Below are 24,455 nucleotides of genomic sequence, written 5' to 3'. Positions count from 1 at the left end.
AAAAATGCAGAGGGTTCAGCACCCTTTGTCCCTCCCCGACTTCAATCTCACGTCTTGTGAAAGACCGACACCATGACCCACCGTATCCGGATCGCCGATCCGCTCAATGGCGCACGCGTGCGCGAACCGATCTTCTTCACCGTCAACGCCACCATCGATGCGAGGCTCCTTTGGGCAAAAACCGACGACGGCGAGAAAGTTCTCTGCCAGAGACTGGACCAGGGCTCCAACGCGCAGCAGACTCGTTTCGTCGCGACCGTCGACGTCAACCAGGCGGCAACTCTGGAACTGGCGGAAACCTGCGAGACGCTGTCGGCCGATATCGCGCCGGTGATCAGTGAAAAGCACGGCCGCGAGACCGACTGCTTTGTCCGTCTCGACACCGGCGCCTTCGACCTCGAACTCTGCTCTGGCAAGGCAGAGGGGCTTGGCTCCTCGAAATGGGGCTTGCGGCACTTCCGGGCGCTGAGCGATGACTTCGAACTGCTGCCGTCGGGAAACAATGCCATCGGCGGTTTCTATGGCCCTTTCTTCACACCGGAAAATGGCCTTATCAATCCGCCGGAACACACGATGGTCGAAATCGAGATCATTGAAAAGGGGCCTGTCATGCATCACTATCGCATGCATGGACAAATCCCTGACGGGCTTCTGGACGAACTGAAGGGAAAGTCCTTCTCAATCGACTGGAAGTTTTACGCCGGAACGCCGTTCTTCGAGCGCCGCTACGATGTCACGCCGTTCCAGACGGTGATCAACGGCCGCTCGGTCACCAACAAGATCACGGTCGGCGACGAGTTCGAAGGGGGCAAGGGAAAGCTGGTTTTCGACCGCTTCGCCGCCTATGGCGGAACGCGCTACCGGGCGGGCGATCCCTATGCCGGAGAACTTGTCGATATGGTCGCAGATACCGTCAAGACCGTGACATCGGGCAGCTCCAAGCTTGAGGAATTCAGGGCGGAACTCGCAGATATGGAATCCGCCCACTGGGATCTTTACTGGCGGCTGTTCTGTGCCTGGGAAGGGGTTTTGAGCGAAGATGAGATCCGCAGCAGACTGGCGCAAGTGCGCGCATCTGCGCATGTGAAGGCCGACCTCAACGACCGCGAATGGATCATCACGGATGAACCCGTGGATGTTTCCGCCCTCGCCCACGAAACCATCTTCCCGGGCCCCGCAAGCAAGACCGTCGAATTCCACCAGGAAAGCGGTCGCGCAATGGTCTGGTGGACATCGAAACCCTCTGGCGCTTTCCAGATCGTTCAGCGCAAACAGTCTGGCTGGGTCAACTGGGGTTCGAATGGCGAAAACGAATGCCCGGAACTGCCGGTCGGTGTCGACATCAAAACCGCCTATGGTCCGCTCGCAGAACGCTGGACGCAGGTCGCTGATCAACTTGAGACCACGGTGAAGGTCAGTGTTGAGGCGCTCTAGGTGTGAGCTTTCAGGAGGTTGTCCATTCGGAGCAGAGCGAGGAGACTGAAGTTACCACGCTTCAGCACTCACCGGAGGCTCCGAATGAACATCCACAAGAATGCCCGCTTGACCCTGTTGATTGCCACTGGGAACTGACCCGGCGTGGCCCGATTTTCCATTGAGAATTGCCCCATGTTCCAACCTTCCCTCGCGTGTTTTGAGCGGGGGCTATGGAGTAATTGACATAGCGTTATTGAACGTGATCCGACGCTGGCATTTTAGAGAGCATCTATCGATCCGGGCGATTTGCCGCAGGACCGGCCCATCCCGGAATACCATCCGTAAATACCTGCGCCGGCGTCGTTGAGCCGAAGTTCAGGGTACCGGAGCGACCGAGCAAGCTTGCCCCATTTGCAGATCAGTTGTCGGCTGGGCTGAAGGCCGAATCCAAAAAGAAACGCAAGCAGAAGCGGACGATGAAGCAGCTGCATGCCGATCTGGTCAGCCTCGGCTACGAAGGTTCCTATAATCGGGTTGCGGCATGTGCTCGGGAATGGCGGGATGATCGTCAGAGGGAATTGCAGACGACCGGCCGTGGCACGTTTGTCTGGACCTGTCACGGAATTGTTCCGCTCCTTTGACTTGGTATTTTGCCACAAAGGAGAAACATCATGGCACAAAAACCGACCCCGGAATTCCGCGCTGAGGCAGTGCGGGTCGCTTTGACCAGCGGCTTGCCGCGTAGGCAGGTGGCGGCAGATTTTGGCGTCGGCTTCTCGACGCTGAGCCGTTGGATCCAGCAAGATCGGCGCAATCCTGAGAAGCCAACCACCCAGTCCGATCTCGAGCGCGAGCTCGCCGAGCTGCGGAAAGAGAACCGCTTGCTCCGGGTGGAGAGAGAGGAGTTAAAAAGGCCACCCAGTTCTTTGCGGAGCGAAGCAAATGAGGTTTGCTTTCATCGCAAAGAAAGCTGACATGTCGCCCATCGAGCGGCTGTGCCAGATTATCGATGTCAGCCCGACAGGGGTGGCTCTACCTGGCTGTCATCCTTGATCTGCATTCAAGGCGCGTGATCGGTTGGGCCGTCTCAAACCGCATGAAACGTGACTTGGCGATCAGAGCCTTGAACATGGCCATCGCCCTGCGAAGACCGCCGAAAGGCTGCATGCATCACACCGACCGTGGCAGCCAATATTGCTCTCACGAAGACCAAAAAACCCTGCGCCAACATGGCTTCCAGGTGTCGATGAGCGGTACTGGAAACTGTTACGATAACGCGGCGGTCGAGGCATCCAAGGCCCAGTAAAACGCCAGCTTTAAGGAACTGATCATTCCCGCCCCGAGCACGCAAGCCGTGCTCGGTTTTTTTGTTGCGGATTCCCGCCACCCGGCCATCGCGATCAAGCTACAGCGCTTGCATCCTGCCGGAGGCGTGCGCTGCTATTTGCAGAACTCGTCTCTACGCCTGTTGATTGGCCCCAAGATCTGACAGCCGCTTACCTGTCGCCGATCAGCATCCGGTAGCGGAACTGGTCGATGACAACGGCCAGAACAAGCAGTCCACCCAGCAGGATCATCTGCATGTAGGAGCCGATCTGCATCAGGTTCATGCCGTTCTGCACCAATACGATGAAGAAGGCACCAAGCACCACGCTTTCTACCCGGCCTATACCGCCGCGCAGCGAAACGCCGGCGATGACGCAGGCGGCGATCGATTCAAGAGCGATCGTCCCGCCGAGATTTGTCTCGCCGCTTTCCACCCGCGCCGTCAGCAGCACGCCGGAAAGCGAGGCCAGAAGCGCGCAGAGCAGATAGGCTGTAAACAGCGTGCGCGTGGTATTGATGCCGGAAAGTTTCGCCGCCTTGACATTGCCGCCGACGGCATAAATGCGCGCGCCGGTGCGGGTGCGGTTCATCAGCGTCCAGATCACCACGATGGCAAAAACCGCGACGACGACGGGAACCGGCACGCCGGAGATCCGCCCGAAACCGAAGAAATCGCCGAAGGCATAGGGCAGTCCGCCAACCGGCACGCCGCCGGTGATGAACAGCGCAACCCCCGCCCCCATGGACTGGACGCCAAGCGTCATGATGAAGGGCGAGACGCCGAACTTGGCAACGCCCAGCCCGTTCAGCGCACCGATGGCGAGCGCCGCCAGAAAGCCCGTCAGGATGCCGAGCGTGACCACCAGAAAGGCTGCTTCCGGGAACACGCTGGCGAAATAGACCATCGCCGTGGCCGAGGTGACCGAGGTGAGCGCAATCGCGGTTCCGACCGAAAGATCGAAGCCGCCGGTGACAAGCACGATCATCTGCCCGAGCGAGACAAGCACGAGATAGACCGATTGGCGCGCAACATTGACGATGTTGTCGACGGTCAGGAACTGCCTTGATGCGAGCGCGAAAATGATCAGCGCGGCGACCAGAAAGAAGGGCAGCACGCCGAGCTTCAGGAAGACATCGCCGAAAAACCGCCGGAGGGAAAAGCCGGCGTCCGGCTGCGTGGTTTTCACGGCTTCCGCTTCATTGGTCATGCCGTCTGCCTTTCTTCGTGGAAAAATGCTTTGAGAATTGCCTCTTCTTCGATCTCGTCGCCGGAAAGCGATGCCGAGACCCGGCCCTGGCTGAACACCAGCATGCGATGCGCAAGGTTCATGGCTTCCGGCAGATCGGAGGAAATCACCACCACCGCCTTGCCGGCCTCGCAGATCTGTTTGATCAGGCGGTAGAGCGCCGCGCGCGTGCCAACATCAACGCCCACCGTCGGCTCGTCGAAAATGTAGACATCGCGATCGGCAGCAAGCCCCTTGCCGAACAGGATCTTCTGCTGGTTGCCGCCGGAAAGCTTCGAGGCCGTGCGCGCGAGATAGGCGTCGGAGAGGTCAACGCGCCCGCCGATCTCTGCCGTCAGTCGGTTGACCGCTTTTGGCCTTCTCAGGCCGAAGAAACCGCGCGTCTCCTTGTGGTCGAGCGTTGCAAGCGCGATATTGTCGCCCGCCGTCGCCCCCAGCATCAACCCCTCTTCCTTGCGGTCGGAAGGCAGGTAGAAGATGCCGTCCTTCAGGAGTTTTGCCAGCGGCACCCCAGTCACATCGCGGCCCTTGTAGGTGACGCTTCCGACCGAAATGCCAGACAGACCGATCGCGGCGCGAAAGGCGCGGGATTTGCCGCAGCCGACGAGACCGGCAACGCCCAGCACCTCGCCACGACGGACATCGATATCGACGCCTTCGACGCCTGCGGCCTTCAGACCGCGGATCGAAAGGACCGGCTCTTTCTCCGGGGTCGCGGCAATCACCGGATAGATTTCGCTGATCGCCCGGCCCGTCATCATTTCGACCAGCGCGTTGTGGTCGAGGTCATGTGCGCCGACCGTTCCGACGAGTTTGCCGTCACGCAGAACAGTGATCCGGTCGGCGATCTGCTTGAATTCCTGGATGCGATGGGAAATATAGATGATGCCGGTCCCGCTCGCTCTGGCGTTTCGCACCAAGCGGAACAGCTCCTTGGTCTCGCGTTCCGTGAGCGAGGCGGTCGGCTCGTCCAGGATCAGGATCTTGGCGCGGGCATGAACGGCCTTGGCAATTTCCACCATCTGCTGCTCGGCGCGCGACAGGCTCAGGACCTGACGGCGAACGTCGAGCGAAAACCCCATTTCATCGAAAATCTCCTGCGCGCGGTCACGCATGGCGGCGTGGTCGATCAGCATGCCGGTCAGCGGCTCGTCGCCGAGGAAGATGTTTTCGGCAACGGTGCGCGTCGGCACCAGTGAGAATTCCTGGAAGACGGCGCCGATGCCGGCGGCCCGTGCATCGCGCGCTGAAGAAAAATGCACCGAATGCCCGTCGATCAGGACTTGGCCCGCGCTTGGTCGGTAGACACCGGCGAGAATGGAGATCAGCGTCGATTTGCCAGCGCCGTTTTCACCAAAAAGCACGTGGACCTCGCCCGCGCGCAGGGAGAAATCGACATTCTCCAACGCCATCACGCCCGGAAACTGTTTGGAGATACCGCTCATACGCACAAACGGAATGGCTTTCTCGGCCATGGCCGGACCCTTTCCAAGGTCCGCTCCGCCTGAGTTTGCGGAGCGGAATGCTTGTCTCATTCTGATGTCAATCGACGGAGAAGACCGGACGGAAGCCCTTCGGCGGCAGGATATCGGTCTGCGGCACGCTGTCGATATTGTCGCCGTTGACGACAAAGATCTTCGGGCCGACATGCTTGACCAGTTCCTTGCCCTCCAGCGCGCGGACCGCCTGATCGACCGCAATACGCCCCTGAATGACCATGGAATCCGCCGGTGCAGCCTCGATGAAGCCGCGCTTGATGCCCTCATAGACGCCGGGGGTCATGTAGAAAGCGAGAAGCCCGACCTTGTCCTTCAGACCGCGTTCGCGGATCAGGCCCTGGGCGGCTTCGGCGGTGACGGCCGTACCGGCGATATAGGCAACATCAGGCTCGGCCTGCAGCACGTCTTCCACGAGCTTGAGCTGGGCTTCCTTGCCGGTGTCGCCATATTTCGGCTCAAGCACCGTCAATGCGGAACCCTCGACGGCCTTCATGAAGCCCTCATTGGCGGCTTCCACCCAGCCGGCACCTGCCGGGCCCGGGAACCAGCCGACAACCGCCGGGTCGCCGCCTGCGGGATGCTTTTCGGCGAGATACTTACCGGTCTCGAAACCCATCGTGTAGAAGGAGACGAGCGACTTGGCGGTGATGTCGGACGACGACATGCCGTTGACCAGATCGATGACCGGCACGCCCTTGGAAGCAACTTCCGAGACCACGCTGTTCAACCCGTCATAGGAAATGGCGCCGATGACGACGGCATCCGCGCCGCCGGCAACGCAGTCCTCGATCTGCGAGATCTGCTTGGCAAGCTCGGTATAGCCGCCGGCTTCAACCACGTTGAGCTTGACGCCGAGATCCCTGGCCTCCTCGACCACGCCGTAATCAACGCCGAGCCAATAGGCATCTTTCATATGCGGGAAGGAGACGCAGATATTGTAGGGCTTTTCAGCCTTTTCCAGCGGCGAATAGTTGATGTCGGAGGGCGTGCCATCGGCGGAGAAAGCCGGCGTGATCTCCACGGCATCATAAGGATACCAGGTCTCGGCAAGCACCGGCGATGCTGCGGAGACGGCCAGTGCCGAAATGGCGATTTTCAGGATTGAATGTGCTTTCATTGAAGTTCCCCTTCGTGGTTATAGAAAAAGCAGCGTTCAGTTGGTCTTCTCAAAAAAGCGCCCGGATTTTCTCGATAAGGGCGGCCCGGTCTTTCCGGGCGGCCAGGGCGGTATCCATGTTCACCTTGACGAAACGGGTTGGCGTGTGCGGCTGAAGCTGGCCGATCAGGTCCATGTCGGCTGAAATCACCGTGCCGACCATGAAATAGCCGCCGCCGGAAACGGCATCGCGATGCAGCACGATCGGCTCCGATCCACCCGGCACCTGCACGGAGCCATAGGGGTAGCAGGCATCGACGATGTTCGAAGGATCGGACCCCGCGCCGAAAGGCTGTTCGCGTTCGACAAACGCGATCGGATGGCCGCCACGGAAGCGGTAACCCATACGATCGGCTTCCGGCGCGACCTTCCATTCATCGGAAAAAAAGTACTCCAGCGAGGCATCCGTCATGCGATGATCGTAGAGACCGGGCAGGACGCGCAGCTTGGCAGGCGTTCCCGGCTTGCGGCGCAAAGCCTCGGGGATTTCCTTGCCGATTTCCGCCGTGCGCGCTGGTGTGCCGACGGGAAGCTCGTCACCGGCAGCAATCGCCCTGCCCTCGACGCCTCCGAGTGCGCCGATCGGATAGGTCGAGCGGCTGCCGAGCGCCATCGGAACATCGATGCCGCCTGCGACTGCGATATAGATGCGCGCGCCGGTCTTTAAAAAACCGAAGGAGAGCTTCTGCCCGGCCTTGACGGAGACCGCCGTCCAGCCCGGCACTTCCTCCTCGTCGATCAGCACCGGCATTTCGGCGCCGGTGACCGCGATCACGGCATCTTCGGTGAATTCAAGCGTAGGGCCCATGAACACCGCTTCAAGGCCCGCCGCCCCTTCGTCATTGCCGACGAGATGATTTCCGGCAATCAGCGCAAGGCGATCCATGGCACCACCTTCGGGAATGCCGAGGTGATAATAGCCGGGGCGGCCGAGATCCTGAACGGTGGTGGCAAGACCGGGATGGAGAACCTTAATGGTCATTGAGAACGCCCTCCAGCTTGGCATTGTAGCCGTCAATGTCCTTGTTGAATTCGTTGAGGTCGAAGGAGACCTCGCGGATTGGCGGGGCGAAGGTGCCGTTTTCCACCGCCTCGACCTCGGCGTCATAGGTGGCGCGGTCGATCGGCTTGAACTTGACGATGTCGCCGGGCTTGAAGAACACCATGAAGTCCTTCAGGTAGCTGGTCGTCTGGGTCGGGTCATAGATCGGCATCGGGGTGATGCCGAACATCTGGTAACCGCCGGCGCCGCGCACCGAATAGATGCAGGAAAAGCAGCCGCCATAGCCAACGGTCAGCTTCGGCGTATCGGTGCGGGGCCGCAGATATTTCGGCACCTCGATCTGACGCTGGCGCTCGACCATCTGGTACATGAACGGCAGGCCCGAGACGAAGCCGACCATGGTGACGATCCACGGCGCGCCGGAGTGTGCGTCGATGAAATCGGCCACGGAGTTGTAGTCATTGATCCGCGCTGCATATTCGAGATCGGTGCTTTCCGGGTCCTGGTGACGCTCGCGGAAGCGCATCAACGTCTCATGCGTCCACGGGTCGTCGTAATAGACCGGGATTTCGATGATCCGCGTCTTGATCAATGGCTCCGATTTCTGGTCGGCAAGCTCGATCGCCTGGACTCGCCGCAGAATTTCATCGGGATGGATGATGTCCGGGTTGAACCTGATCTGGAAGGACGCATTGGCCGGGCAGATCTCGGTAACGCCCTCGATCTTCGCGTCACGAACCCTGTTGGTGATCGACAGCGTATGGAAAAACGCCTCCAGCGACATTTCCTCGCTGCATTCGACGAAGAGGTGTTCGTCACCTCCGAAGGAATAGCGCATCTTCATGACGAGGCCTCCTCATAGACTTTGGCCGGGCTAGAGGTTTGAGGGTTGAAGTGCGTTTCGAGCCAGGGCTCGAGAAAACGGGTGTGAAAGGCGCCTTTCGCGACCGCATCGTCGCGGCAAAGGGCGAGATGCAGCGGAATGGTGGTCACAAGCCCTTCGATCTTTAGACCGGACAGTGCCGTCTTGAGCTTCTTCAGGCAGTCTTCGCGGTTCTCTGCATGCACGATCAGCTTGCCGAGCAGCGAATCGTAGAACGGCGGCACCGTGTAGCCCTCGTAGAGGAAGGTATCGAAGCGAATGCCCGCGCCTTCCGGCTCGACAAGTTTCGTCACCGTGCCGGGTGCGGGCATGAAGCCCTTTGCCGAATCTTCCGCATTGATGCGGCACTCGATGGCGTGGCCGGAAAGGGCGATGTCGCCCTGCGTGACCGAAAGCCGCTCGCCGCCCGCAACCCTGATCATCTCCTGAACGAGATCGATGCCGGTGACCATTTCCGTGACCGGGTGCTCGACCTGGATGCGGGTGTTGACCTCGATGAAATAGAATTCACCGACGTCCTCGTCGTAGAGATATTCGACCGTACCTGCACCTTTGTACCCAACCGATTTCACAAGCGCGACGGCGCTTTCGCAGAGCGCCTTGCGGATATCGTCAGGCAGACGGCAGGATGGCGCTTCTTCCCAGACCTTCTGGCGGCGGCGCTGCAGCGAGCACTCGCGCTCGAAGCAATGAACGGCGTTCTCGCCGTCGCCGAGCACCTGGACTTCAACATGACGCGCCTTGGTGATGACCTTTTCGATGTACAGACCGCCATCGCCGAAGGCCGCTTTCGCTTCCGCCGCCGCCTGTGGAAACTGACGCTCGAAATCCTCCATCGTATCCACGATGCGGATGCCACGCCCGCCGCCGCCGGCCGCTGCCTTGATCATTGCCGGAAAGCCCGTCTCCTCGATGATCGCGCGCGCCAACGCGATATCGTCAACGCGCCCGTCGGAACCCGGCACGGTCGGAACGCCGGCCTTGGCAGCAACGCTTCTTGCGGCAACCTTGTCGCCGAGAAGGCTGATCGCGTCGGCGGACGGGCCGATGAAGATCATGCCGGCATCAACGACGGCGCGGGCGAACTCGGCATTTTCCGAAAGAAAGCCATAGCCCGGATGAATGGCATCAACGCCGGCGGCCTTCGCCGCTTCGATGATCTTCTCGACGTTCAAATAGGATTTCGCGGCAGCGGGCGGTCCGATATCCACGGCTTCATCGGCGAGCTTCACGGCCAGCATATCGGCATCGGCGGCGGAATGAACCTGCACCGTCCGGATGCCGAGGGCCTTTGCCGCGCGAATGATCCGCACGGCAATTTCCCCGCGATTGGCAATCAGGATCGAGCGGATGGTCATGCCTCAACCTCTGCCAGCACCTGTCCGGCTATGACGGGTTCGGCGTCGTCAACGAGAAAGGTGATGTTGGCGCCGGCAACGCCGGCCGAAATTTCGTGAAACGACTTCATGACCTCGATAAGCCCGATCGTTTCCTTCTCCGTGACAGCCGCGCCATCTTCCTTGAAAGACGCTGCGTCGGGAGAGGGCTTGCGGTAGAATGTGCCTGGCAGTGGCGACTTAATTTCGAGCTTGCTCATGCTGTTCTCCGGATTTTTTCATTTATGATTTCTGAAACGGGGGAAATACGGATGCCGGCAGCGATCAGCGCCTCGCGCAGCGCCTTTGCAATGGCGAGCGCACCGGGCGTATCGGAATGAAAGCAGATCGATTCGAAGGGAATGTCGACGTCGCGGCCCGTCACCGCCGTGACCTTGCCCTGCTTGCAGGCGCGCACCGCGCGCGCGGCAAGCGCTTCCGGGTCGAGATGGCCAACGGAGCGGGTGAAGACGATCTGGCCATCCTCGCCATAGTCCCGATCGGCGAAAAACTCACGCACAACCGGCAGGCCAGCCTCCACCGCAATCGCCTCGGTCACCGAACCGCTCATGCAGAAAATGCTGACATTGGGGGCGGCGGTGCGCATGTAGTCGACAAACAGGTGGGAAAGCTCGGCATTGACCGCCATCTCCATGTAGAGCGCGCCATGCGGCTTCACATGCTGGAGCATGGCGCCATGGCGGCGGGTGAACTCGCGCAATGCGCCGACCTGATAGATGATATCGTTGACCAGTTCCTTCGCCGTGCCGTCGATCTTTCGGCGACCGAAGCCCTGAAGATCGTTATAGCCGGGATGGGCACCGACGCCGACGCCGTGCTCCACGGCCATGCGCACCGTCTGGTCCATCAGGTTCGGATCGCTGGCATGGAAACCCGTGGCGATATTGGCGGACGTGATGAACTCCATAAGCTGCGCGTCATCGGTATCCCCGATCTGCCAGCGACCGTAGGACTCGCCCATGTCACAATTGATGTCGACAACCTCGCGCTGCAAAACCGCACTCCCTGATTTCCGAAGGCCGACCTACAGCGGACAATAGTGCCCTGTATTTGTGCGCCAGCTTCCAATGCCTATCAATTCGTCAAAACCAAAGCTAAAACGGAAAAAGGCATTTGAAAAATTCTATTTCTTGTTCACTATTATCTGAAAAAAGAATGACCATCGGATGAGCTCGCAGTCACGGATCCGCCCGATGGCCCTGTGGAATGCGGGAATTTGGAGCGATAGCAGTATTTTCATGCGACTTCCGGGGCGCGCCATTCAAAAAACTGAAACAGTATGTTCTGAAAATCAGAAGGGAACCAGCCGATGTCATTCAAACTGAGACAACTCCGCTATTTCGTGGCGACCGCAGAACTGGGCCAAGTCTCGCAATCCGCCGTTCATCTTTCGATCTCGCAATCGGCGATCACCACGGCGATCAAGGAGCTTGAACAGACAGTCGGTGCGACGCTATTCGAGCGCACATCCCACGGCATGAGCCTGACGGATGCCGGGCGGCAATTCCTGTCGCATGCCTACGAAATCCTGCAGAAGGTCGAGGAGGCGACGCAACTCACCAGTTATACCGAAGCGCTGACCGGTACGCTGACCGTGGTCGCAACCTATACCGTCATCGGCTACTTCCTGCCGCTCCACATCGAACGGCTGCGGCGGCGCTTTCCGGGCCTCGACATCAAGCTGTTCGAGCTCAATCGCGAGTCGATCGAGGAAGGCCTGCTCACAAATCGCTACGACATGGCGGTTCTGCTGACTTCGAACATCCTCAACACCGAACTCACGACGGAGAAGCTCCTGAGCTCCGAAAGACGACTGTGGGTGCCGGCCCGCCATCCACTTTTGAGCACTGAATCGGTTGGACTGATGGAGACGTCAGAGGAATCCTACATCATGCTGACGGTGGACGAAGCCTCGCACAGTTCGCTGAAATACTGGAGCCGAACGGCGTTTCAGCCGAAGATCACACTCAGGACCTCATCGATCGAGGCCGTGCGCTCGCTGGTCGCCAACGGCCAGGGTGTGGCGATCCTTTCCGACATGGTGCATCGCCCCTGGTCGCTCGAGGGCCGGCGCATTGAGACGATCAACCTGCGCGACCCGATCCCTTCCATGGATGTCGGGCTTGCCTGGCGGAAGAATGCCGAGTTCACGCCGGCCATGTCGGCCTTCCGCTCCTATTTCCGGCAGGCCTTCCATATTCCAAGCTAGCCTCAAAATGTCGGCGGCGTGCTGGCGGAAACGATGACACAGTCTTCCGGCCCCACCTGGCGGAAGCGATGCGGCTCGCGGCTGTCGAAATAGTAAGCGTCGCCGGGCCCCAATATCTTGCGCTGGTCGCCGACGGTGATCTCTATCCGGCCGGAAATCACGATCCCGCCCTCCTCGCCCTCGTGGCGATACATCACCCGGCCGGTGTCGGCACCTGGCCTGTAGGTCTCTTTCAGGATCATCATTGCGCGGCCAACGGAATTGCCCACCTGTTTGAGCGAAAGCCGCGCCTTGCCGATCTCCGTCAGTTCCTCGGCGGCATAAAACACCGTCTTCTCGGCCTCCGGCGTGAAGGCGAAGAATTCAGACAGGCCGATCGGAATGCCCTCGAGAATCCGCTTCAACGAGCCGACCGAGGGATTAAGCCTGCCGGATTCAATCAAAGAGATGGTCGAACTCGACACATTCGCCTTTTTCGCCAGCGCCCGCTGCGAGAGCTTCGCTCGCTCGCGCACGGCCCTCAGCGTCCGTCCAAGCTCGATATCGTCATGTGAAGCGCTGAGCATGCTTCATATCCTCATCATTTCTACTTCGGTATCAATTAAATCAATATCTTGCCTTCAGCAAGAAACAGACTTTTTTACCGATCGAAAGCCAAATACGCTTCTGCCACGAAGACAGCGGCAAGGTCCGCCAAAACCAGGAGCAGCTCATGTTGAATTCGGAAATCGCCTCGCGGCGGGAAGCAGCCATCTCCCGCGGCGTCGGCATGCAGACGCAGATTTATGTCGATCGCGCAAAGAATGCCGAGGTCTTCGATGTCGAGGGCCGGCGCTATATCGACTTTGCCGCTGGCATCGCCGTCGTCAATACCGGCCATTGCCACCCGAAGGTCATGGCGGCGGTGGAAGACCAGCTAAAGCGCTTCACCCATACCTGCCACCAGGTTCTGCCCTATGAGCATTATATCCGGCTCGCCGAGCGGCTGAATGCGGCCGTGCCGGGCGATTTCGACAAGAAGACCGTCTTCGTCACCACCGGCGCCGAGGCTGTCGAAAATGCGGTGAAGGTCGCGCGCGCCGCCACCGGTCGCTCCGCCGTGATTGCCTTCAATGGCGGGTTTCATGGCCGTACCTTCATGACCCTGTCGCTGACCGGCAAGGTCGCGCCCTACAAGACCGGCTTCGGCCCGATGATGCCGGATGTCTACCACATCCCCTACCCGGCCGAATTGCACGCGACCTCCGCCGAGGACAGCCTGAAGGCGCTGAAAAGCCTGTTCAAGACCGATCTCGATCCGGCCCGCGTTGCCGCCATCATCATCGAGCCGGTTCAGGGCGAAGGCGGCTTCTATCCGGCGCCCGCGGACCTGATGCGCGCCATCCGCACGCTTTGCGACGAGCACGGTATCGTCATGATCGCCGACGAAGTGCAGACCGGCATCGGCCGCACCGGGCATCTCTTCGCAATGGAAGCCTATGATGTCGCGGCCGATCTGACGACCATCGCCAAAGGGATCGGCGGCGGCCTGCCGCTTGCCGCCGTCACCGGACGGGCGACGATGATGGATGCGGCGGGCCCCGGCGGTCTTGGCGGCACCTATGGCGGCAACCCGCTTTCCATCGCCGCCGCCAATGCCGTGCTGGACGTGATCGCAGAGGAAGACCTCTGCAACCGCGCCAACCGGCTCGGCTCCTACCTCAAGCAACGGCTTGAGGCGATCCGCGCAACCACGCCCGAGATTGCCGAAATCCGCGGCCCCGGCTTCATGGTGGCCATCGAGTTCATGACGGAAGACGGCGCGCCGAACCCGGACATGACCAATGCCGTGCGGCTGGAAGCGCAAAGCCGCGGCCTGATCCTGCTCACCTGCGGCGTCTACGGCAATGTCATCCGCTTTCTCGCCCCTCTGACGATCGAGGAAGAGGTGCTGGCGGAAGGCGTCGATATTCTCGAGGCATCGATTGCCGCCGTGAAGGAGAACCAGGCATGAAGCTGAAAGACCCGTCCCTTCTCGAGCTCCGCGCCTTTATCAACGGCACCTGGATTGAGTGCGACAGAACCTTCGACGTTTTCAATCCGGCCTCGGGCGAGAAGATCGCCGCCATCACCGATCTTTCCTTGGACGATATCCGCGCAGCGATCGACGCCGCCCACGCCGCGAAGCCCGCCTGGGCGGCGCTGACCGGCAAGGAGCGCGCCGGGTTCCTGCGCAAATGGTACGACCTGATGGTCGAGAACGCCGACGATCTGGCGACCATTCTGACGACTGAGATGGGCAAGCCATGGCCGGAGGCGCGCGGCGAAATTCTCTACGGCGCAAGCTTCATCGAATGGTTCGGCGAAGAGGCCAAGCGCGTCTATGGCGACACCATCCCGGGCCACCAGCGCGACAAGCGCATCATCGTGAAGAAGCAGCCGGTCGGCGTCGTCGGCGCGATCACGCCGTGGAACTTTCCCAATGCGATGATCGCCCGCAAGGTCGCGCCCGCCCTTGCCGCCGGCTGCACATTCGTCGCCCGGCCCGCCGAACTCACGCCGCTCTCGGCGCTTGCCATGGCCGTGCTTGCCGAGCGCGCCGGTATCCCGGCCGGTGTATTCAACGTCATCCCATGCGCCGATGCCGCCGCGGCCGGCGAAGAACTCTGCGCCAATGAGAAGGTCGCCAAGATCACGTTTACCGGCTCGACCCGCGTCGGCCGCATCCTGATGCGGCAATGCGCCGACACGATCAAGAAGATGTCGCTTGAACTCGGCGGCAATGCCCCGTTCATCGTCTTCGACGATGCCGATCTCGATGCGGCGGTCGAGGGCACGATGATCGCCAAATACCGCAACAACGGTCAGACCTGCGTCTGCGCCAACCGCATCTATGTCCAGTCCGGCGTCTACGACGCCTTTGCAGAAAAGTTGAAGGCCAGGGTCCTCGAGCTGAAGGTCGGAGACGGCTTTGCAGACGGCGTCAATGTCGGGCCGCTGATCAGCCCGCAGGCGCTGGACAAGGTCGAGGACCATATCGCCGATGCGGTCAGCCATGGTGCGACCGTCATTGCGGGCGGCAACCGTTCAAATCTCGGGGCGACCTTCTTTGAGCCGACCGTCTTGACCGGTGTTACGCAGGAAATGAAGGTCGCGCATGAAGAGACCTTCGGCCCGGTCGCGCCGCTCTTCCGCTTCGAGCGTGAGGAGGAGGTGATCGAGATGGCCAATGACAGCGAGTTCGGCCTCGCCGGCTATTTCTACGCCCGCGACCTTGCACGCGTCTTCCGCGTGGCCGAGGCGCTTCAAACCGGCATGGTTGGGATCAATACCGGACTGATTTCCACCGAGGTAGCCCCCTTCGGGGGCGTCAAACAGTCCGGCCTCGGGCGCGAGGGCTCGAAATACGGGATCGACGACTATCTGGAGATCAAGTATCTCTGCCTCGGCGGAATAACATGAAACGGGCAATCAGTTTGACCTGCTTTCTGGGCTCGCCTAGACGTCCAAATGAAAAGAAGCTGTTTCAGGGCATAGGCACCCATACTTCAAACATCCACAACGCTCACAGCCTCATTTTTCGACCTGACGGGAGGGCATAGCAAAACGGCATAACTGTATTCGCATAAGCGGCTCTGGTTGATGGTGTCCGCACGTGCCAGCGTTCAATCGTGGGGCAGAAAGCCCCGGCTGAAAAGGTGGAAGACCCCGGTGTTCATCACGACAGGCGAGGTCAAAGCAAACCACAGAGGGAAAAATGCACACAATTAAAGCTCTCACGCACCGCGGGCTGCTGGCGATTGCCGCCGGATGCTCCATCGCCGCCATTCAGATGGCACCGGCATTCGCGCAGGAGGTCCTGCGTCTTCATCACTTCAACTCGCCGCGCTCAGCCGCCCATGTTAAGTTTCTCGACCCCTGGGCCGAGGCGGTCACCGAAGCATCGAACAGCTCGCTCGAGATCCAGATATACCCTTCGATGCAACTGGGTGGAAAACAGCGGGACCTGTTTGGCCAGGTGCGCGACGGCGTGGTCGCAGCCGGCGGCGCAATCATCAAGCCGGATGTCGCGGCAAAAGCGGCTTTCGCAACGCTGGCTGAGCCGATCATCGAATACTGGGTTTCCGAAACCACATTGAGTGAAGGCGACACTGAAACACTCTATAATGACGCCTGTTGATTTCTGCTGACGGCATGTTGCTTTACCCATCCATCGGGGTGGACCTGGATGAGACAGCTTTGATCCAAGGTCATTGTGTTCGGTTCGTGACCATCGACCTTTCACAGACAAGTCAGGAGGTCATGGAAAAGCTGTGCGCATTACCCGTTCTCAGTTCCTGGTCCCCTTGACCTGCCCCCCTTACATCTCACATTTAATTTGAGGGTCTGCGGGTTGTGTAACATCACAGTCGACAGGCAGTCTTCGACCGTATTTCCAAAGGTATCATCAAACGCCACATGAGGCCCTTGCTAGATGCAATAAGCTTCCTCCCCTCCTCCCTAACTTTTTCTTCAGTGATTGAATCTGGTCGGAGACGGGATGGGGTTAAGGGGTTATACCAGACTTCAATAATTCTGACTCTCGGGCTTCCAAAAATGCGACGAATCTGAATCGATGGTGCAAACAGGAGGTTTGCGATGGGTTCAGCGATTTCTCTTCGGACAGATTTCAACGGGGCGGAGTTGCGGCTTCTGGCTCGGCAGACACGCAATGCCGACCAGGCCCGGCGTCTCCTCGCGCTTGCATCGATCTATGATGGCGGATCACGCGGCGATGCCGCCCGGCTCGGCAGCGTTACGGTTCAGATCGTGCGCGACTGGGTGGTGCGCTTCAATGCTCGCGGACCCGACGGCCTGATCAACGGCAAGGCTCCGGGCAAGCCTTCTCTCCTGAACAACGATCAGCGAACCCGATCGGCCTATATCTTCGGCGCGATCTGCCCCAGGCACGGCAAGGCCGCAGCTCTCGTCATGCCGTGGTGTGACACCTATGCCATGAACCAGCATCTGATCGAGATATCCCGCAATGTCGCCGAAAACGCTCACGCCGTCCTCATCATGGATCAGGCCGGATGGCACATGTCCAACAATCTCGTCGTTCCTGAAAACATAACCATCCTGCCACTGCCGCCCAAATCACCCGAACTGAACCCGGTCGAAAACATCTGGCAGTTCATGAGGAACAACTGGCTCTCAAACCGCGCCTTCAAGTCCTACGAGGATATCGTCGACCACTGCTGCTACGCCTGCAGAACACTCCAGGACCGACCATGGAACATAATGTCGATCGGTAGACGCAAATGGGCACAAGAGTTCTGATCAATGACGATTGGTATTAACCCCTTACGAAGGGATTTCAGAGTTTCTGATCCAGAGTTCCCGACTGCCTCTTCCCCACCATAGACAGCATGCTGCCTTCTCAGGCAGCCGAGGAAAAATCAACACAGCTCTTCGGTCATCACATGAATGGGCCAAACTCATTATCCGAAGCATTTGGCTGCTGTCGAGCTTTGACTATTGACATCCGAATGCTGTTGAGCGTCCCGGAACTCTTCTCGCCTACCCGTGCACCTAGAAGCTTAGCGATCACCGAAGTCATATTTTCAAATCGACGCACATTTCAGTTCGTCACGCTGCGCGGTCTGTCGCGCTGTTTCCTCCTCGATTTTTTTGTAAGCCTCGTTTCCAAGGCGGTCCCGTTCTCGAGATTCTTTCAGCGCTTTGGGTGTAAGCGGTACACCATTCGCTGATTCAAAGAACTCATGAAACTCAGACTGCAGGGCAATTCTGACCATCCGGGGATTGGTCAAAGGGTTTCCGGGCTTAGCATCCGGGTGACGCCTGCGTATCTCACCCTCGTGCTTTACAGCCAATGCCCTTCCGAACTTGGTCGCACTCGCCCACATTACTCCCGGACGATCAGACGGGATTCGTTTTGGGCTCTGACTCATTTTCGATGATGTTTGGGTTTCAACTGGCATTGTTTTCGATGGAGAAACAAAGCCATGCGAGCCCAATTCCGTTTTTCTGACCTGATCCCAGCCGAATTTATTGTGGAGACGATACGCGAAGACGCCACAGTGATCGTGGTCTGCGCACACGCCGCCTCGCGGGGTAGCTCATGTCCTCTATGCGGGACGGTGTCCCTTCGTGTTCACAGCCGCTATCATCGGACGATGGCCGATCTGCCGTGTTCCGGGCGGCAGATAGAATTGCACCTGACCGTTAGAGCCGGATTCAAAAGTTCATGATGGGAAACAATATCGTGCGAGGCGTCTGGTCATCACCCTGATGCTGGCGATGTTGACCCATGCTGTGGCGCTTGCGATGGACTTTTCCCAATCTTTGGCCAACCGACGGCATCGTCCGAACCAGCCGAAGGTGCGCTCCACCACCCATCGGCGGGGCAGAACCTCAAAGCCTTTCGCTATGTCGGAGCGCTTGATGATTTCAAGGTTCCATTGGCCGCATCCGCGCAGCGCTTTTCGCAACTTCTGCCCGGCATAGCCGCCATCTGCGAAGACATGGCGCAACCAGGGGAAACGGTAGCGGATGGCTTTCAGGACATCGGGCGCACCGTCGCGGTCCTGGATATCGGCAGCATGGACATGCGCGAACAGCATCAGCCCGATCGTATCGGTGATGATGTGGCGCTTGCGGCCCTTGATCTTCTTGCCGGCGTCGTAGCCCGAAACCCCGCCGCTTTCGGTGGTCTTGACACTCTGGCTGTCGATGACACCGGCTGTGGGCGAGGCCTCGCGCCCCTCCAGTTCGCGCGTAGCGCAGACGAGCAGATGATTGATGGTCTGCCAAAGGCCGATGTCGCGCCAGCCATAGAAATAGCCTCGCACCGTGGAGACCGGAGGGAAGTCCTTCGGCAGAGCCCGCCATTGACTGCCGCTGCCCGCAATATAAAGGATCGCGTTCACCACTTCCCTCATATTCGTTTTCCGTGGCCGCCCGCCGGGCTTGGCCAGCGGTATCAGTGGAGCAATTACAGCCCACTCACGGTCCGTCAAATCGGTTGGATAGCGAAGGCGATCCCGGTTATGCTGCAGGCGGGTGATATCATTCCAGGGCATGCGATCCTCCACGTTCTTGGCAGAGGTGGTTGAATCACATCCTTCTGATATCACTCAACAACTTTTAAATCGGGCTCTGAGACGCTTCGTCTGTATTGCGGCCCATTGCCACCGAAAGATTTTCGCCGAGCGCTTCAGCGACAAAGTGGTCCGCCCGATGGCGCGGCGGACAGCGCGTCTTGAGACCCTGGTTCGCCATCTTGCTCTTGCATTGGGTGGTCGTCCGGCAGCGCGGATTGCGGAACGTCTTGGGTTTCCGATCAGCAATGATATGCTGTTGAGAACTGTTATGACCGCCCGCCACCAATACCACCGAGCGTCATCGGTATCGATGACTGGGCGTGGCGTCGCAATCATCGATACGGTACGATCATTCACGACCTTCAACGGCGAAAAACAATCGCATTGTTGCCTGACCGGAACCGGCGACCGCAAAGGCCTGGCTCGTTAAACAACCCCAAATCGAGATCGTGGCACGAGACCGCGGCGGCGGATATGCTCAGGCTGCCGTGCACGCCCTACCACACGCAGAACAGGTTGCCGACCGTTGGCACCTGATGGAAAACGCCAGCCAGGCCTTTCTCGACGCCGTTCGCAAATCGATGCGACAGGTGCGTATGGTGATTGGCACAGCAACCGTTAAGACGAAACTCCTGATTTCCGCCGAGCGTTTGCAATACGAGGGTTACCTGCGGCGTGAGGAAGCCAATGCCGTTATCCGGAAGTTCGTCAGCGATGGTGCGTCCATCAAGGAAATCGTTCGCAGAACCGGGCACAGCCGTAAGCTGGTCCGCAGCGTTGTTCGCGGTCAGCGCACAGACATCTTCCGTGCCCGCCAGAGCTCGCTGGAACCGCATCTGCCGTGGCTTGAGGCGCAATGGGACGCCGGATTACGAAACAGCGCTGAACTATGGCGGCAGCTTCGGCTGAACGACCTCGATCGCCGCCGCAAGGCTCTTGAACACCAACTTGCATCAATCGAGGCACCGGAGCCGGTCCTGTTCCACCCGTCGATGGCGGCACGCTATCGCGAGCAGGTTACAGAGCTCATTGCTGGGCTGAGCGATGCTGGGGACGAAGGAAGCGCTGCGTGGTCTGATCGAGAGGATTGTTGTGAGGCCATCGGCAGACGAACGGGGCTGGATATTGATCTCTATGGTGCGATTGTGGGGTTGCTGCATCTTGCGACGGGTGTTTCGGATAAAACGGCCAAAAGGCGTCGCTGTTACCCGGCGAGGCCTTTGATATAATTTATAAAACGGATTTGGTTGCGGGGGCAGGATTTGAACCTGCGGCCTTCAGGTTATGAGCCTGACGAGCTACCGGGCTGCTCCACCCCGCGTTATCTCTGAGCTACCGGTTTTATGGTGGAAGACTTTGCGGTCTTTCCCTACCGGGATTATTTTTTGTCGGTGCTCGAAGGCTTGTGCCTTCTGCGGTTCGACGGGGCTGCTCTGCCCTTTCGTTATTTCATGTTTTCAGCGGCCACAAAAAAAGCCGCCCTTTACGGCGGCTTGATATCGGCAGTCGCCGTTTGCTGTTTTGAGAAGATCAATATGGTGCATTTTGCAGACCTGGCAGCGACTTACTCTCCCGTGCCTTAAGACAAAGTACCATCAGCGCAGGGGCATTTCACGGCCGTGTTCGGAATGGGAACGGGTGTTAAGGGCCCCGCCATAACCACCAGGTCAGCGAAGTGCAGCATATTGTGTCGAGAAGCTGGGCTTTTTATATGTGCCCTCACGCTGTCGCGATCTTTGATCGCTTCGCTCCGGACGGGGCGGCGCATCAGCGCCGGCGGCCGGTCGGCCTTGCGAAGCCTTTTGGGCTTCGTGTCCCATCCGCCGCGAAGCAGAGGTTGGGGTACAAGGTCGTGAGGTCTGTTATTGTGTTGCGCTTCAGGACAGCAGCGTAGCAGTGACTATCGAGGGACTTCCCCGTAGCACGCTAGTGCGTCGCTCAGCGCGCCCGCGCAGGGTCAGCGCATCGTCAGATGCGCGGTGCGACCCGCGAGCGATAAAGATCGTGTTCATCGACGTTGTCGATGAACATGAACAATGAGAACGATCAAGTCGATCGAGCGATTAGTACCGGTAAGCTTCATGCGTTGCCGCACTTCCACACCCGGCCTATCAACGTTGTCGTCTACAACGGCTCTGATAGGGAACACTCGTTTTCAGGTTGGTTTCCCGCTTAGATGCCTTCAGCGGTTATCCATTCCGTATATAGCTACCCTGCTATGCGGCTGGCGCCACAACAGGTCCACCAGAGATACGTCCATCCCGGTCCTCTCGTACTAGGGACAGATCCTGTCAATATTCCTACACCCACGGCAGATAGGGACCGAACTGTCTCACGACGTTCTGAACCCAGCTCACGTACCGCTTTAATTGGCGAACAGCCAAACCCTTGGGACCTGCTCCAGCCCCAGGATGCGATGAGCCGACATCGAGGTGCCAAACAACCCCGTCGATATGGACTCTTGGGGGTCATCAGCCTGTTATCCCCGGCGTACCTTTTATCCGTTGAGCGATGGCCCTTCCACGCGGGACCACCGGATCACTATGACCGACTTTCGTCTCTGCTCGACTTGTCAGTCTCGCAGTCAGGCGGGCTTATGCCATTGCACTCGACGACCGATTTCCGACCGGTCTGAGCCCACCATCGCGCGCCTCCGTTACTCTTTAGGAGGCGACCGCCCCAGTCAAACTACCCACCATACACTGTCCCGGGTCCGGATAACGGACCGCGGTTAGACATCCACGAAGATAAGGGTGGTATTTCAAGGATGGCTCCACAAGAACTGGCGTCCCTGCTTCAAAGCCTACCACCTATCCTACACATGTCTTGGTAAATGCCAGTGTAAAGCTATAGTAAAGGTGCACGGGGTCTTTCCGTCTGACCGCAGGAACCCCGCATCTTCACGGGGAATTCAATTTCACTGAGTCTGCGTTGGAGACAGCGGGGAAGTCGTTACGCCATTCGTGCAGGTCGGAACTTACCCGACAAGGAATTTCGCTACCTTAGGACCGTTATAGTTACGGCCGCCGTTTACTGGGGCTTCAATTCAATGCTTGCACATCTCCTTTTAACCTTCCAGCACCGGGCAGGCGTCAGACCCTATACGTCGTCTTAAAGACTTCGCAGAGCCCTGTGTTTTTGATAAACAGTCGCTACCCCCTGGTCTGTGCCACCTCTTAATACTTGCGTACCAAGAGGTCACGCTTCTTCCGAAGTTACGCGTGCAATTTGCCGAGTTCCTTCAACGCAGTTCTCTCAAGCGCCTTGGTATACTCTACCTGACCACCTGTGTCGGTTTCGGGTACGGTCTCATGGTGGAGCTATTTCCTGGAACCGCTCCACTGCAAGATCAATCCAATAAGACCTTACAATTTGTGCAATCCGTCACTACCACCTGGCCCACGAATATTAACGTGGTTCCCATCGACTACGCGTTTCCGCCTCGTCTTAGGGGCCGGCTAACCCTGCTCAGATTAACTTTAAGCAGGAACCCTTGGTCTTTCGGCGAGGGAGTCTCTCACTCCCTTTATCGTTACTCATGTCAACATTCGCACTTCCGATACCTCCAGGAGCCCTCACGGGTCTCCCTTCATCAGCCTACGGAACGCTCTGCTACCACGTACACTTGCGTGTACATCCTCAGCTTCGGTGCATGGCTTGAGCCCCGGTACATTTTCGGCGCAAAGACCCTTATTTAGACCAGTGAGCTGTTACGCTTTCTTTAAATGATGGCTGCTTCTAAGCCAACATCCTGGTTGTTTTGGGATCCTCACATCCTTTCCCACTTAGCCATGACTTGGGGACCTTAGCTGGAGGTCAGGGTTGTTGCCCTTTCCACGACGGACGTTAGCACCCGCCGTGTGTCTGCTGAACAGTACTCTTCGGTATTCGCAGTTTGGTTAGGATCAGTAAGACGGTGAGTCCCCATAGCCCATCCAGTGCTCTACCCCCGAAGGTATAAATTCAACGCACTACCTAAATAGTTTTCGCAGAGAACCAGCTATCTCCGAGTTTGATTGGCCTTTCACCCCTAGCCACAAGTCATCCCGATCTATTGCAACAGATATGGGTTCGGTCCTCCAGTTGGTGTTACCCAACCTTCAACCTGCTCATGGCTAGATCACTCGGTTTCGGGTCTAATGCAACTAACTAAAACGCCCTATTAAGACTCGCTTTCGCTGCGCCTACACCTATCGGCTTAAGCTTGCTAGTTACACTAAGTCGTTGACCCATTATACAAAAGGTACGCCGTCACCCTTGCGGGCTTCGACTGCTTGTAGGCATCCGGTTTCAGGATCTGTTTCACTCCCCTTGTCGGGGTGCTTTTCACCTTTCCCTCACGGTACTTGTTCGCTATCGGTCATGCACGAGTACTTAGGCTTGGAGCGTGGTCGCCCCATGTTCAAACAGGATTTCACGTGTCCCGCCCTACTCAAGGACAATGATTGTTATACGCATACGGGGCTATCACCCATAATGCCAGGCTTCCCAACCTGTTCTGCTTTATTCATCATTGCCACTGGCCTCATCCGCGTTCGCTCGCCACTACTTGCGGAGTCTCAATTGATGTCCTTTCCTACGGGTACTTAGATGTTTCAGTTCCCCGCGTTCGCTTCTTACCCCTATGTATTCAGGGTAAGATACCTTGTAACGATATCTAGAAAGATAAGATGTTCCAAAGAACACCTTAAATTTTCTAGATATCTAAGGTGGGTTTCCCCATTCGGATATCCATGGATCAAAGCTTATTCGCAGCTCCCCACGGCTTTTCGCAGCGTATCACGTCCTTCATCGCCTGTGCATGCCAAGGCATCCACCAAATGCCCTTAATTCACTTGATCGTTCTCATTGCTGATGTCCATCTTTTATGTCCTCACGCTGCCACAAACCTTGCGGTTTGCTTCGCTCCGGACGGGGCGGCGAACGGTCGCCGACGGGCTTGCGCCCTACGGGAAGTTCCTCGCAACGTCTTTTGCATGCTTTGTAAGAGCAATCACCGGGCCTTTTGTATAACCCCGGCCAATGCCATCAACACGATCTGACCACCAACTCAACAAAGTTGGCAGCCTTATTTCTTCAAGACTGAATGCCCTTCTTTTCGTTCCTCGTAGCGCAAGCGCGCGTCGCCGGAAGTCCGGCGCCCCCGCGGAAGATAGGTCCAAAGGACCGCTCATCCGTGAGCGATAGAAGAACTAAAAAGACATTCGTCTTTTTAGACCAGCTTCTCGAGATAATGT

The 24,455-nt window shown here is 58.4% G+C and carries 17 protein-coding genes, 1 tRNA gene, 2 rRNA genes and 3 pseudogenes; 10 read left to right on the top strand and 13 right to left on the bottom strand.

Going from position 1 to position 24,455, the window contains the following annotated elements; all coding sequences use genetic code 11:
- Window positions 1-72 precede the first annotated feature (72 nt).
- The 3 genes and pseudogenes from AC0L7L_RS00130 to AC0L7L_RS00120 form a co-directional block, all read left to right on the top strand.
- Window positions 73-1,434, top strand: coding sequence for a hypothetical protein (locus tag AC0L7L_RS00130; protein WP_272209607.1), 1,362 nt, complete (start codon window positions 73-75; stop codon window positions 1,432-1,434).
- A gap of 226 nt (window positions 1,435-1,660) precedes the next feature.
- Window positions 1,661-2,024, top strand: a pseudogene (locus AC0L7L_RS00125) (IS21 family transposase); the annotation flags it as partial.
- 63 nt (window positions 2,025-2,087) lie between these two features.
- Window positions 2,088-2,704 (top strand): annotated as a pseudogene (locus tag AC0L7L_RS00120) (DDE-type integrase/transposase/recombinase); the annotation flags it as partial.
- 208 nt (window positions 2,705-2,912) lie between these two features.
- Here AC0L7L_RS00120 and AC0L7L_RS00115 read toward each other — a convergent pair.
- The 8 genes from AC0L7L_RS00115 to AC0L7L_RS00080 all read right to left on the bottom strand — a co-directional run bounded on the left by AC0L7L_RS00115 (window position 2,913) and on the right by AC0L7L_RS00080 (window position 10,888).
- Window positions 2,913-3,950 carry an ABC transporter permease gene (locus tag AC0L7L_RS00115; protein WP_272209606.1) on the bottom strand — a complete coding sequence of 346 codons (1,038 nt, stop codon included), beginning with the start codon at window positions 3,948-3,950 and terminating at the stop codon, window positions 2,913-2,915.
- Complete coding sequence (locus AC0L7L_RS00110) at window positions 3,947-5,464, bottom strand: sugar ABC transporter ATP-binding protein (protein WP_473511083.1); 1,518 nt, start codon at window positions 5,462-5,464, stop codon at window positions 3,947-3,949. Before AC0L7L_RS00110 ends, AC0L7L_RS00115 begins: the two co-directional genes overlap by 4 nt.
- Before the next feature lie 67 nt (window positions 5,465-5,531).
- Window positions 5,532-6,605, bottom strand: coding sequence for a TMAO reductase system periplasmic protein TorT (gene torT, locus AC0L7L_RS00105; RefSeq protein WP_473511081.1), 1,074 nt, complete (start codon window positions 6,603-6,605; stop codon window positions 5,532-5,534).
- Between the two features lie 49 nt (window positions 6,606-6,654).
- A complete protein-coding gene (locus tag AC0L7L_RS00100) occupies window positions 6,655-7,626 on the bottom strand; it encodes a 5-oxoprolinase subunit C family protein (protein WP_473511079.1) in 972 nt (323 codons plus the stop codon).
- Window positions 7,616-8,491 (bottom strand): 5-oxoprolinase subunit B family protein, encoded by an 876-nt coding sequence (locus tag AC0L7L_RS00095; protein WP_272209603.1) that lies wholly within the window; start codon window positions 8,489-8,491, stop codon window positions 7,616-7,618. Before AC0L7L_RS00095 ends, AC0L7L_RS00100 begins: the two co-directional genes overlap by 11 nt.
- Window positions 8,488-9,888: an acetyl-CoA carboxylase biotin carboxylase subunit gene (locus AC0L7L_RS00090; protein ID WP_272209602.1), complete on the bottom strand. Its 1,401-nt coding sequence runs from the start codon at window positions 9,886-9,888 to the stop codon at window positions 8,488-8,490. Before AC0L7L_RS00090 ends, AC0L7L_RS00095 begins: the two co-directional genes overlap by 4 nt.
- Window positions 9,885-10,127, bottom strand: coding sequence for an acetyl-CoA carboxylase (locus AC0L7L_RS00085; protein WP_272209601.1), 243 nt, complete (start codon window positions 10,125-10,127; stop codon window positions 9,885-9,887). Before AC0L7L_RS00085 ends, AC0L7L_RS00090 begins: the two co-directional genes overlap by 4 nt.
- Window positions 10,124-10,888 carry a 5-oxoprolinase subunit PxpA gene (locus AC0L7L_RS00080; protein WP_473513693.1) on the bottom strand — a complete coding sequence of 255 codons (765 nt, stop codon included), beginning with the start codon at window positions 10,886-10,888 and terminating at the stop codon, window positions 10,124-10,126. The genes AC0L7L_RS00085 and AC0L7L_RS00080 overlap by 4 nt, the downstream gene beginning before the upstream one ends.
- Before the next feature lie 348 nt (window positions 10,889-11,236).
- Between AC0L7L_RS00080 and AC0L7L_RS00075 the strand changes: the two genes are divergently transcribed.
- Window positions 11,237-12,136, top strand: a complete 900-nt coding sequence (locus tag AC0L7L_RS00075) for a LysR family transcriptional regulator (RefSeq protein ID WP_272209599.1) — start codon at window positions 11,237-11,239, stop codon at window positions 12,134-12,136.
- A gap of 2 nt (window positions 12,137-12,138) precedes the next feature.
- On the opposite strand, the gene AC0L7L_RS00070 is transcribed toward AC0L7L_RS00075, so the two are convergent.
- Complete coding sequence (locus AC0L7L_RS00070; RefSeq protein ID WP_272209598.1) at window positions 12,139-12,702, bottom strand: cupin domain-containing protein; 564 nt, start codon at window positions 12,700-12,702, stop codon at window positions 12,139-12,141.
- Window positions 12,703-12,848: 146 nt separating this feature from the next.
- On the opposite strand from AC0L7L_RS00070, the gene AC0L7L_RS00065 reads away from it, so the two are divergent.
- The 5 genes from AC0L7L_RS00065 to AC0L7L_RS00045 all read left to right on the top strand — a co-directional run bounded on the left by AC0L7L_RS00065 (window position 12,849) and on the right by AC0L7L_RS00045 (window position 18,366).
- Window positions 12,849-14,129: a 4-aminobutyrate--2-oxoglutarate transaminase gene (locus tag AC0L7L_RS00065; RefSeq protein WP_272209597.1), complete on the top strand. Its 1,281-nt coding sequence runs from the start codon at window positions 12,849-12,851 to the stop codon at window positions 14,127-14,129.
- Window positions 14,126-15,577, top strand: coding sequence for an NAD-dependent succinate-semialdehyde dehydrogenase (locus AC0L7L_RS00060; protein WP_473511075.1), 1,452 nt, complete (start codon window positions 14,126-14,128; stop codon window positions 15,575-15,577). The genes AC0L7L_RS00065 and AC0L7L_RS00060 overlap by 4 nt, the downstream gene beginning before the upstream one ends.
- 295 nt (window positions 15,578-15,872) lie before the next feature.
- The gene (locus AC0L7L_RS00055; protein ID WP_473511073.1) at window positions 15,873-16,295 is read left to right on the top strand and encodes a hypothetical protein; all 423 of its coding nucleotides are present in this window, start codon (window positions 15,873-15,875) and stop codon (window positions 16,293-16,295) included.
- Window positions 16,296-16,753: 458 nt separating this feature from the next.
- Window positions 16,754-17,434, top strand: coding sequence for an IS630 family transposase (locus AC0L7L_RS00050; protein ID WP_272209595.1), 681 nt, complete (start codon window positions 16,754-16,756; stop codon window positions 17,432-17,434).
- 686 nt (window positions 17,435-18,120) lie between these two features.
- The gene (locus AC0L7L_RS00045; protein WP_473511070.1) at window positions 18,121-18,366 is read left to right on the top strand and encodes a transposase family protein; all 246 of its coding nucleotides are present in this window, start codon (window positions 18,121-18,123) and stop codon (window positions 18,364-18,366) included.
- On the opposite strand, the gene AC0L7L_RS00040 is transcribed toward AC0L7L_RS00045, so the two are convergent.
- Window positions 18,361-19,197, bottom strand: a complete 837-nt coding sequence (locus AC0L7L_RS00040; protein WP_473511068.1) for an IS5 family transposase — start codon at window positions 19,195-19,197, stop codon at window positions 18,361-18,363. The genes AC0L7L_RS00045 and AC0L7L_RS00040 overlap by 6 nt on opposite strands.
- A gap of 64 nt (window positions 19,198-19,261) precedes the next feature.
- Between AC0L7L_RS00040 and AC0L7L_RS00035 the strand changes: the two are divergent.
- A pseudogene (locus tag AC0L7L_RS00035) lies at window positions 19,262-20,126 on the top strand (ISL3 family transposase); the annotation flags it as partial.
- A 336-nt stretch (window positions 20,127-20,462) separates the two neighbouring features.
- On the opposite strand, the gene AC0L7L_RS00030 reads toward AC0L7L_RS00035, so the two are convergent.
- From AC0L7L_RS00030 to AC0L7L_RS00020, 3 genes are all read right to left on the bottom strand, one after another.
- Window positions 20,463-20,539: transfer RNA gene (locus AC0L7L_RS00030), tRNA-Met, on the bottom strand.
- Window positions 20,540-20,769: 230 nt separating this feature from the next.
- Window positions 20,770-20,885, bottom strand: a 5S ribosomal RNA gene (gene rrf, locus AC0L7L_RS00025).
- 375 nt (window positions 20,886-21,260) lie between these two features.
- Window positions 21,261-24,059, bottom strand: a 23S ribosomal RNA gene (locus AC0L7L_RS00020).
- Window positions 24,060-24,455 lie beyond the last annotated feature (396 nt).

The organism is Martelella sp. K41-7, from assembly GCF_055808365.1.
This window is presented reverse-complemented; position numbering and strand designations above follow the sequence as displayed.